10 protein-coding genes and 1 pseudogene are annotated in these 6,497 nt (G+C 68.0%); 5 read left to right on the top strand and 6 right to left on the bottom strand.

Features of this window, described 5'->3' with window-relative positions:
• The coding region (locus tag ACRDUX_RS37360) for a hypothetical protein (RefSeq protein ID WP_526422004.1) at positions 1–336 on the bottom strand (336 nt) is incomplete at its 3' end.
• Positions 337–413: 77 nt separating this feature from the next.
• On the opposite strand from ACRDUX_RS37360, the gene ACRDUX_RS37355 reads away from it, so the two are divergent.
• A complete protein-coding gene (locus ACRDUX_RS37355) occupies positions 414–1,010 on the top strand; it encodes a cysteine hydrolase family protein (protein WP_526422002.1) in 597 nt (198 codons plus the stop codon).
• Positions 1,011–1,020: 10 nt separating this feature from the next.
• Positions 1,021–1,692 carry a pyridoxamine 5'-phosphate oxidase family protein gene (locus tag ACRDUX_RS37350; RefSeq protein WP_526422000.1) on the top strand — a complete coding sequence of 224 codons (672 nt, stop codon included), beginning with the start codon at positions 1,021–1,023 and terminating at the stop codon, positions 1,690–1,692.
• Here ACRDUX_RS37350 and ACRDUX_RS37345 read toward each other — a convergent pair.
• Positions 1,681–2,508, bottom strand: a complete 828-nt coding sequence (locus ACRDUX_RS37345; protein WP_526421998.1) for a nitrilase-related carbon-nitrogen hydrolase — start codon at positions 2,506–2,508, stop codon at positions 1,681–1,683. The genes ACRDUX_RS37350 and ACRDUX_RS37345 overlap by 12 nt on opposite strands.
• A 60-nt stretch (positions 2,509–2,568) precedes the next feature.
• Between ACRDUX_RS37345 and ACRDUX_RS37340 the strand changes: the two genes are divergently transcribed.
• The gene (locus tag ACRDUX_RS37340; RefSeq protein ID WP_526421996.1) at positions 2,569–3,039 is read left to right on the top strand and encodes an Rrf2 family transcriptional regulator; all 471 of its coding nucleotides are present in this window, start codon (positions 2,569–2,571) and stop codon (positions 3,037–3,039) included.
• Positions 3,040–3,124: 85 nt separating this feature from the next.
• On the opposite strand, the gene ACRDUX_RS37335 is transcribed toward ACRDUX_RS37340, so the two are convergent.
• Complete coding sequence (locus tag ACRDUX_RS37335; protein WP_526421994.1) at positions 3,125–3,514, bottom strand: VOC family protein; 390 nt, start codon at positions 3,512–3,514, stop codon at positions 3,125–3,127.
• A gap of 42 nt (positions 3,515–3,556) precedes the next feature.
• On the opposite strand from ACRDUX_RS37335, the gene ACRDUX_RS37330 reads away from it, so the two are divergent.
• Positions 3,557–3,736: a GNAT family N-acetyltransferase gene (locus ACRDUX_RS37330; RefSeq protein WP_526422006.1), complete on the top strand. Its 180-nt coding sequence runs from the start codon at positions 3,557–3,559 to the stop codon at positions 3,734–3,736.
• The gene (locus ACRDUX_RS37325) at positions 3,736–4,752 is read left to right on the top strand and encodes a nitronate monooxygenase (RefSeq protein ID WP_526421992.1); all 1,017 of its coding nucleotides are present in this window, start codon (positions 3,736–3,738) and stop codon (positions 4,750–4,752) included. Before ACRDUX_RS37330 ends, ACRDUX_RS37325 begins: the two co-directional genes overlap by 1 nt.
• Here the strand turns inward: ACRDUX_RS37325 and ACRDUX_RS37320 are convergent.
• From ACRDUX_RS37320 to ACRDUX_RS37310, 3 genes and pseudogenes are all read right to left on the bottom strand, one after another.
• A complete protein-coding gene (locus tag ACRDUX_RS37320; protein ID WP_526421990.1) occupies positions 4,733–5,629 on the bottom strand; it encodes a DUF4097 family beta strand repeat-containing protein in 897 nt (298 codons plus the stop codon). The genes ACRDUX_RS37325 and ACRDUX_RS37320 overlap by 20 nt on opposite strands.
• A 21-nt stretch (positions 5,630–5,650) precedes the next feature.
• Positions 5,651–6,295: a response regulator transcription factor gene (locus tag ACRDUX_RS37315; RefSeq protein WP_526421988.1), complete on the bottom strand. Its 645-nt coding sequence runs from the start codon at positions 6,293–6,295 to the stop codon at positions 5,651–5,653.
• Positions 6,283–6,497 (bottom strand): annotated as a pseudogene (locus ACRDUX_RS37310) (sensor histidine kinase); the annotation flags it as partial. The gene ACRDUX_RS37315 and the pseudogene ACRDUX_RS37310, both read right to left, overlap by 13 nt.

Raw genomic sequence — 6,497 nt, 5'->3', positions numbered from 1 at the left:
GATCAGGTCGAGCCCTTCGGCGATGGACAGGAGGTCCTCGCGCATCGCGGTCGAGGAGACGAGGTCGCCTTGTGTGCGAACCCCGGTGGCGGCCCGCGCGGCGGACCTCTCCAGCACGTCGGGGCCGGGCGGCATTCCGAAGCCTGGCGCGCCATAGCCGGACGCCATCGTCTTCTGGATGGCCGGTGTCACGCGTCCCCACGCGCGAAGTGCGACGTCGACGTGCTGGCAGTCAGGTGACAAGCCGCCGTCGTCGCGCGACAGCAGCGCGATGGTCATCCCCACCCCGATCAACGCCAGCACGACGACGCCGACGATCAACCCCCGAACCCTCACGGCGTCCGAGTCTAGGTTCGCGGACGGCGTACCCCGATCGCCAAGATCGGACCGACGTGGATGAGTACGCTCGCCGAATGAGCAATCCCACTCTTCGCGCGCTGGCCGAACTGCCACTCGAGCCGGTAAGCCTGGCCCAGTCGACGCTGGTGCTGATCGACTGCCAGAACACCTACACCCGGGGCGTCATGGAACTCGAGGGTGTCCAGGCGGCGCTCGACGAGACCGCCGCACTGCTCGAGCGGGCGCGTTCGGCGGGTATTCCGATCATCCACGTCCAGCACTCGGACGGGCCGGGATCGCTGTACGACGTCGAGGGTGAGAGCGGCGCCATCGTCGCCCGGGTAGCCCCGCGGGACGGCGAACCCGTGGTGGTCAAGCAGTATCCGAACTCGTTCGTCCAGACGGATCTGGAGAACCAGCTCGAGTCGGTCAGCGCAAAAAATCTCGTCATCGCCGGCTTCATGACGCACATGTGCGTGAACTCGACTTCACGCGGCGCCTTCAACCTGGGTTACGCGCCAACGGTCGTGGCGGCCGCGACCGCCACCCGGTCCCTGCCAGGGGTGGACGGTGAGCCCGTGCCCGCGGCGGTCCTGCAGTCGGCGAGCCTGGCGGGCCTGGCCGATCTATTCGCCGTCGTCGTGGCTGGCGGTGCGGACATCCCCGACTGAGAATGAACGCATGACCCAGCCCTCGACCCAGATCAGCCGTCTCAGTGAGAAACAGGACACCTCGCGAAGCGGGCTCGACGCCCTTCTGGACAGCACACCGCTGGCCACCGTCGCCCTGGTCCGGGACGGCCATCCGGTGATCTTTCCGACCGGTTTCGCGAGGATCGGTGACGACGTGGTGATCCACGGCTCGACGGGGTCGCCCTGGCTCAGGGCGCTGGCGACCGGACTGCCCGCGGCCGTGTCCGTAACGACACTCGACGGCGTCGTCGTGGCGCGCAGCGCATTCGAATCGTCGTTCCGCTACCGAAGCGCCGCGCTCTTCGGTGTCTTCGAGGAGGTGCCCGACGCCGACAAGGTCGGCCTCCTGCAGATCCTGACCGACACGTTCATCCCCGGCCGAGTCGCCGAGCTGCGGCCAAGTAACCGCAAGGAGCTCGCGGCGACGCTGGCGCTGAGACTGCCCATCGGCGAGGACAACTGGTCGTTGAAGGTCAGTGCCGGTTGGCCGGAGGACCCAGAGGAGGACGTCGCCGCAGATGCGTGGGCGGGCGTCGTGCCGATGTCGGTCACCTACGGCGCGCCGCTGCCCGCGCCAGATCTCACTCCCGGCATACCGCTGCCCGACTCGGTGCGGGCGATGACGGGCACCATGCGCAACGCGCCGCCGTCAGTCCAGTAGCGCCGTGCGACGGTACAGGTCCGTGCGCCTGTCGCCGTGCACGTCGTTGTTTGCATTGAAACGCTTCACCCGCGACTGCTCGAGGTCGACGTCGGCGGTGACACTGCCCGGCGTCCCGAACTGCGCGATCGCCATCGGATAGCCGTCGGCGTCGGTGATCACGCTGCCTCCGATCCAGTCCACGCCCCGCTCGACGCCGGTGCGGTCACACACCGCGATGGGCATCCGGTTGGTGCCCGCGCCGGCCAGCGCCCGCACTATCTCGGTCGGGCGCTCGCCGTCCGGGCGGGGCAGCAGTGGCCAGTTCACGGGGGCGCACAGCAGGTCGGCGCCGGCCAGCGCGACCGCGCGGACCCACTCGGCAAACTCGATGTCGTAGCAGATCATGACGCCGATCCGGCCGTGCGCGGTCTCCACCAGCAGAGGTAGGTCGTCGCCGCGGTCGAACACGTTGTTCTCGTTGTCCCAGAGATGTGCCTTGCGGTAGATACCGCGCACTCCGGTCGCATCGACGACGACGGCGCTGTTGTAGATCTTCTCGCCAGCTGCCTCGGGGAAGCCGGCGACGATGGTCAGATCGAACGACTCCGCGAGGTTGGCCCATCCGGTGATGGCGGGCCCGTCGCTGGTCTCGGCGAGGGAGGCGAGTTCGGTGCGGTCGGCGAAGACGTAGCCCGAGGAGGCGAGTTCAGGCAGGACGACGATCTGCGCGCCGTCGCGCGCCGCCTCCTCGATCGCCGTTCGCGCGGTGGTCCGGTTGCCGGTGGTGTCACCGATTGCCAAGGGGATCTGACAGCAGGTGACGCGGGTAGTCATGTGTCGATGGTGGACCACATCTGCAAGGTTCGCAGTCATGTCGATGGCACAATGCGCATCATGCGGATGTCGGCCAAGGCGGAGTATGCCGTCCGGGCCATGGTCCAGCTGGCCACGGTCGAGCCGGGCACGCTGGTCAAGACCGACGACCTGGCCAAGTCTCAGGGCATCCCGCCACAGTTCCTGGTCGACATTCTGTCCGATCTGCGGACTGATCGACTGGTCCGCAGCCACCGAGGTCGCGACGGCGGCTATGAGCTGGCCAGGCCCGCTGCGGAGGTCAGCATCGCCGACGTGCTGCGCTGCATCGACGGTCCGTTGGCCAGCGTCCGCGACATCGGCCTCGGCGACCTTCCGTACTCGGGGCCGACCGTGGCGTTGACCGACGTCTGGCGTGCCTTGCGGGCCAGTATGCGATTGGTGCTGGAGGAGACCAGCCTCGCCGACGTCGCGACGGGGGACCTGCCAAGGCACGTCACCGCGCTCGTACGTGACTACGTCATCCAGGAGGAGGAGCGCGGCCACGGCTAGCGTGCCCCGGACCCTCCCCGTGAGCGTGCGTGTCTGTGCACGACACGCCGTCGACAGTCGTACATCCGCGCACCTTCGTGGGTGCTCAGCCGCCGGATCCGTACGGCCGGGTGATGATCTCCAGGTAATGCCCCGACGGGTCCTGGAAGTACACTCCGCGACCGCCGTCGTGATGGTTGATCTCCCCGGGGTTGGCACCCCTGGGATCGGCCCAATGCTGTTGTCCGCGTTCACGAATCCGGCCGTAGATGTCGTCGAACTCGGCTTCGCTGACCAGGAACGCGTAGTGCTGCGGATGGATCTCCTGGTCGCTGGCTGCCTGGGCGAAGTCGAGGCTGACGCCGTGGTTGAGCGTCACCACGAGAAAGTGCCCGAATTCCTTGGCCGGATTCAGGCCGAAGAGTTCGGTGAAGTACTTCGCCGACTCCCGTCGGTCCTTGGCGGCCACGATGGTGTGGTTGAAAGTGATGGCCATTCGAACCAGTGAACCACTTTCGGCGTGACGCGCAAGGAGTAAATCGGGTACTGCCTCGGCCGGAATTGGTGGCGGCAAGGCATCATGTCGGAGGTGGTTCAGATGATGATCGACGACGTGCAGCGTGACCCGAGCGGGTACCGGATCGCGGCGTACTGCCACGCGGACAACCTCGGTCCCGAATCGCGGGACTGCTTGCTGTCCGCGAAGGCGGTGAAGTGATGAGCAGCTTCGACCTGCGGGCACTCGACGTTCCCGTGATCGTCGCGCCCATGGCAGGAGGGCCGACGACCCCCGAGCTCGCCGCCGCGGGGTCCAACGCCGGTGGCCTGGGCTTCCTGGCGGGCGGCTACCTGACCGCGGAGGTGTTCGCGCAGCGCATCACGGCGGCGCGCGGCCTCACCACCGGTCCGCTCGGCGCGAACCTGTTCGTTCCGCAACCAAGCGCGGCCAGACCCGACGCCATTCACAAATACGCCAACAGGCTGGTCGGTGAGTCCAAGCGCTACGGCGTCCGACTCGGCGACGCGCGCTTCGACGACGACCAATGGGCGGCCAAGCTCGACGTGGTGCTTGACCTCAAGCCCGAGGTGGTGTCGTTCACGTTTGGCCTGCCAGAGGCCGACGAGTGCGCACGACTACGCGGGGCCGGCATCACGACCGTCGCCACGGTCACCACACTGGCCGACGCCGAGGTGGCCGTCGCCCGCGGGGTCGACGCCGTGGCGATCCAGGGTCCCGATGCCGGCGGCCACCGCGGCACCTTCGACCCGGTGGCGGCGCCGCCCACCCAGCCGTTGGCTCAGTTGCTCCGCGCGACGACGATCGCGCTCGAGGTGCCGGTGATCGCGGCAGGCGGCTTGATGACCGCCGTCGACGTCGCCGACGTGACCGTCTCGGGGGCGGTGGCGGCCCAACTGGGGACGGCGTTCCTCCTGGCCGACGAGGCGGGGAGCAGCCCGGTGCACAGGGCGGCGCTGACGGATCCGCAGTTCGTCGAGACGGCCGTCACCCGCTGCTTCTCGGGCCGTTACGCCCGGGGACTGCGCAATCGCTTCGTCGACGAACACGACGCGGAGGCGCCTTTCGGCTACCCCGAGGTGCATTATCTGACCAGCCCCGTTCGGGCCGCATCCGTGCGTGCCGGTGACCCACACGGCGTCAACGTGTGGGCAGGCACGGGTTACCGCAAGGCGAAGGCGGGATCGGTCGCCGAGATCATCGCCGCCCTGATCTAGCCGCGCCCGACGTGTCGATCAGGACGTCGCCGTCGACCGTCCGCACCGTCACCTTGGCGGCGGCCCGCACCGGGTCGGTCGTCTCGGGCACGCGGATGCTGCGCGAGTCGGCCGACGAATCGACCAGGTATGGGCCAGGGCTGGGCAGCGCAATGGCGATGTCACCGTCCCGGCTGATGGCCTCCACGGTGCGGGGCGCGGCGCCCTTGAACTCGACCAGTACGTCGCCGTCCACCGTGTGCGCGTTGAACGATTCGGTTACCGAGATCGGTTTCTTTGCAACGACATCGCCGTCCCTGCTGGTGATGTCGATGCGCCTCGCGCCACCGTTCAGCACGATGTCACCGTCCGAGCTGTCTGCGGTCAACTGGTCGACGTCGGCGTCGACGATCACCCTGCCGTCGTCCTGCTGGGTGGTGACCGACAGTCCGCGTGCCAACTGCGGTGGCAGCGTGACGGTGACTTCTCCCGAGCGGCCCCAGTCCATGAACGACGGGGAATCCGGGCTGAGGAGAATCCGGGTGCCGTCGCCATCGGAGGTGATCTCCATGCGCTCCCGGTCATCGCGGGTCGAGTCGACCAAGCGTAGGTCGACGTGAGGCGCGCCGGCTTGCGGATCGACCTTCACGCGGACGTTCGCGTCTGCGGCGTCGATCGTCAGCGAGCGCATCCCCGCGGGCAAGTCCTTGCTCTCGATGCTCATTCGCAGCGCATTGAGCCTCCACGCGGCCACGCCGAGCGTCACCACGTACGCCAGGACCAGTATCGAGGCGGCCACGACGACCAGGACGCGTACGGCGCTGCGGCGGCCAGGGGGCAGCGGCGGGGCAGTGACGGGCGCAGGCGGAGCTGGTGGCGGGGGAGCGATGGTAGTCACGATGAAAACCCTTCCGTCGTTTCAGGATTCGAGGTAGCGGAGTACGGCGAGCACTCGACGGTTCTCGCTCTCGTCAGGAGCCAGGTTCAACTTGGTGAAGATCGATGCGATGTGCTTCTCGGCCGAGCCGACCGAGACGTGAAGTGCGGACGCGATCGCGGAGTTGGCCCGCCCCTCCGCCATCAGCTGGAGAACCTCGTGTTCGCGCGGAGTGAGTAGGTCGAGCGTGGATCGCTGACGCGACCGGACGAGGATCTGCGAGACCACCTCGGGGTCCAGCACCGTGCCGCCTCCACCGACGACGTCGACCGCGTCGAGGAACGAGGGCACGTCGGCGACCCGGTCCTTGAGCAGGTAGCCGAATCCCCTGGTGTCCGAGGCGATCAGGTCCGCGGCGTAGCGCTCCTCGACGTAGTGCGAAAGCACCAGTACCGGTGACTCCGGGTTCTGGCTGCGCAGCAGAGCGGCAGCGCGGATGCCCTCGTCGGTGAACGTGGGCGGCATGCGCACGTCGAGGATGGCGAGGTCGGGCCTCAGCTCGTTGACGATGCGCAGCAGGTCGGTGGCATCGGATACCCCTGCGACCACGTCGTGTCCGGCATCGTTGAGGATGCGTTCGATGCCGGCCCGCAGCAGCGCGGAGTCCTCGGCGATCACGATGCGCACGGCAGCACCGCCGTCACGATGGTGGATCCGGTGGCGGGACTGAAGATTTCGAAGGTTCCGCGCGCGGCCCGTACGCGTTCCCCTAGCCCGCGCAGACCCGTCGCATCGTCATCGACGCCGGCCGTCGCGCCGCCGACACCATCGTCGAATACCGAGACGTGCAACGCGTTGGCCGACTCGTCGAACCGGACGGTGACCACCG

This window comes from Mycobacterium sp. (assembly GCF_050701675.1).
Taxonomy (GTDB): domain Bacteria; phylum Actinomycetota; class Actinomycetes; order Mycobacteriales; family Mycobacteriaceae; genus Mycobacterium.
This window is presented reverse-complemented; position numbering and strand designations above follow the sequence as displayed.

Bases quoted from the DNA above. Each gene is read 5' to 3' on its own strand.
- ACRDUX_RS37355 (WP_526422002.1), top strand. From the start codon at position 414: ATGAGCAATCCCACTCTTCGCGCGCTGGCCGAACTGCCACTCGAGCCG.
- ACRDUX_RS37350 (WP_526422000.1), top strand. From the start codon at position 1,021: ATGACCCAGCCCTCGACCCAGATCAGCCGTCTCAGTGAGAAACAGGAC.
- ACRDUX_RS37345 (WP_526421998.1), bottom strand. From the start codon at position 2,508: ATGACTACCCGCGTCACCTGCTGTCAGATCCCCTTGGCAATCGGTGAC.
- ACRDUX_RS37340 (WP_526421996.1), top strand. From the start codon at position 2,569: ATGCGGATGTCGGCCAAGGCGGAGTATGCCGTCCGGGCCATGGTCCAG.
- ACRDUX_RS37335 (WP_526421994.1), bottom strand. From the start codon at position 3,514: ATGGCCATCACTTTCAACCACACCATCGTGGCCGCCAAGGACCGACGG.
- ACRDUX_RS37325 (WP_526421992.1), top strand. From the start codon at position 3,736: ATGAGCAGCTTCGACCTGCGGGCACTCGACGTTCCCGTGATCGTCGCG.